Consider the following 1,849-nt stretch of genomic DNA (forward strand, 5'->3'; position numbering starts at 1 on the left):
GCGGTCAGAAAGACTATCGCGGTGGGTGCAGAGCCGGTGGGCGCCTGGCCGGCTACGAATGGCAAAATGTATGTCGACAACGAGGCTGGTCAGACAGTAAGCGTAATCGACGTGAACTCGCTTGAGGTAGAGGAAACCATTGCCCTGGGTTACAAGCCGGGTTATGTGGCCTATCATAGCGACGCTAACGAGCTGTGGGTGAGCAATGCAACTGACGGCAAAGTGGTGATTTACCAGCGCGCTGACAACACCTGGCAGCGCAAAACAGAGATTGCGACCGGCGCTGACGCACACGCCATTGTCTTTGATGAGGACATGCAGTTTGCCTACGTGACAAACCAGGGAGCCCACACGGTTTCGGTTATCAACGTAGCCGGCTACTCCCGTGTCAGCAACATAGCAGTTGGCAAAATGCCTAACGGAATCATTATCAGATAATAATAACCTATCCAACCTATCATCATGAATTTCAACAAAATTTTCCGCTTCGGAATCACTCTTTCTGCATTCTTGCAGTTGGCAACGGCCGCTCCGGCACTAGCCCATGGCAAAGAAAAGCATGGCAAATCCAAAACCGAAAAGACAGAGCAAACCAAATCCACGGACCTCACGCAGGATACTGCTCAAACAGCGAAGCAGCCGGCACAGGAGCAAACGGTAGCACCCGATGAACATGCGGCTCACCTACAGGACCCATCTACGGTACATGCCACTCCGGATGACTTCCCAAACAAACACCCGCTCATCGTGCACTTTCCGATTGTACTGTTGTTAGTGGCCGCCGCCGTGGCGCTTTGCAATATCTTCTTTCTGCGCAGGGAGCTGGACTGGGTGGTCACCATCGGGACGCTCATCGGATTTGTTACAGCCTTTGTCGCAACAAAATACGCGCACCCGCACACCACAGGGTTAACTGAACACGCACAGCTTGTGCTTGACCAGCACGATCTTTACGCCGACTGGACCGTGTATCTGGGTGGATTCGGCCTGGTGGCACAGTTGCTGAGCCAGTTTCTGTTCAAGGGCCGTCGCTGGGCTGTACTGGTGGCAGCGCTCGTACTCACCGGAGCCGCCTATGCCGTGGCCATGGCCGGACACTATGGCGCACAACTCGTGCACATTGAAGGTGTGGGGCCGCAGGGCAGGTACCTCGAAACGGAACATCACCACTAACAGTATACTAAAGACGCAGCCCCGGTTGCGTCTTTATTGTTTACAGTAACAACAACACTGACATGAACGACAACTCCTACGATACCCTCTCCGAAGCACTGAATGGCTTAAAAAAACGCGGCTATACCGAGGACTTCAACCTCAAAGGCGACTGCATTGAATGCCCTAACCTAAAGCTGGAGCTAAAGCCCGAAGAGTTTAAAGTAGACGAAGTACATCGATTCGAAGGCATGAGTTACCCAGGCGATAACTCTGTTGTATATGCTCTCTCTTCAAAAGACCAAAATGTAAAAGGCGTGTTAGTTGATGCCTATGGCGATTACGCCGATGCAATAACACCAGAGCTGGCTCAGAAACTGAGAGGCTGAAATTAACGCAAAACTGAAAGGCAATGGACCACAATCAGCACCACCATCACGGAAACAACCAGAAACAACAGGCCATAGCGCAGAAAGACCAGACAACAGAACGGCTGGAAGAAAAGACGCTGCACGGCCATGAGGACGCCATGCACGAAGACACCACCGGCCATCCGCCGCACGGGGAGCATGGCCACGACCATCACCGCATGATGATCGAGGACTTTAAAAAGCGCTTTTGGATCTCGCTCGCGCTGTCTATACCTGTGATCATCCTCAGCCCGATGGTGCAGCATATCCTGGGCTTTACATTGGAT

General features: G+C 52.5%; 3 protein-coding genes and 1 pseudogene. All 4 read left to right on the plus strand.

Annotation, left to right across the window (positions count from 1 at the left end):
* Positions 1-438, plus strand: a 438-nt coding sequence (locus tag LWP20_RS18115) for a YncE family protein (RefSeq protein WP_367615759.1), incomplete at its 5' end; no start/stop codon positions are given.
* Between the two features lie 24 nt (positions 439-462).
* The gene (locus LWP20_RS18120; protein WP_242929591.1) at positions 463-1,173 is read left to right on the plus strand and encodes a DUF2231 domain-containing protein; all 711 of its coding nucleotides are present in this window, start codon (positions 463-465) and stop codon (positions 1,171-1,173) included.
* A 62-nt stretch (positions 1,174-1,235) separates the two neighbouring features.
* Positions 1,236-1,541, plus strand: coding sequence for a phosphoribosylpyrophosphate synthetase (locus LWP20_RS18125; RefSeq protein WP_242929592.1), 306 nt, complete (start codon positions 1,236-1,238; stop codon positions 1,539-1,541).
* Between the two features lie 23 nt (positions 1,542-1,564).
* Positions 1,565-1,849: pseudogene (locus tag LWP20_RS18130) on the plus strand (heavy metal translocating P-type ATPase); the annotation flags it as partial.

Origin of the sequence: Pontibacter vulgaris (genome assembly GCF_022758145.1) — a bacterium.
GTDB classification, from domain to species: domain Bacteria; phylum Bacteroidota; class Bacteroidia; order Cytophagales; family Hymenobacteraceae; genus Pontibacter; species Pontibacter vulgaris.

Coding starts and splice junctions, on each gene's coding strand:
- LWP20_RS18125 (WP_242929592.1), top strand. CDS start 1,236: ATGAACGACAACTCCTACGATACCCTCTCCGAAGCACTGAATGGCTTA.
- LWP20_RS18120 (WP_242929591.1), top strand. CDS start 463: ATGAATTTCAACAAAATTTTCCGCTTCGGAATCACTCTTTCTGCATTC.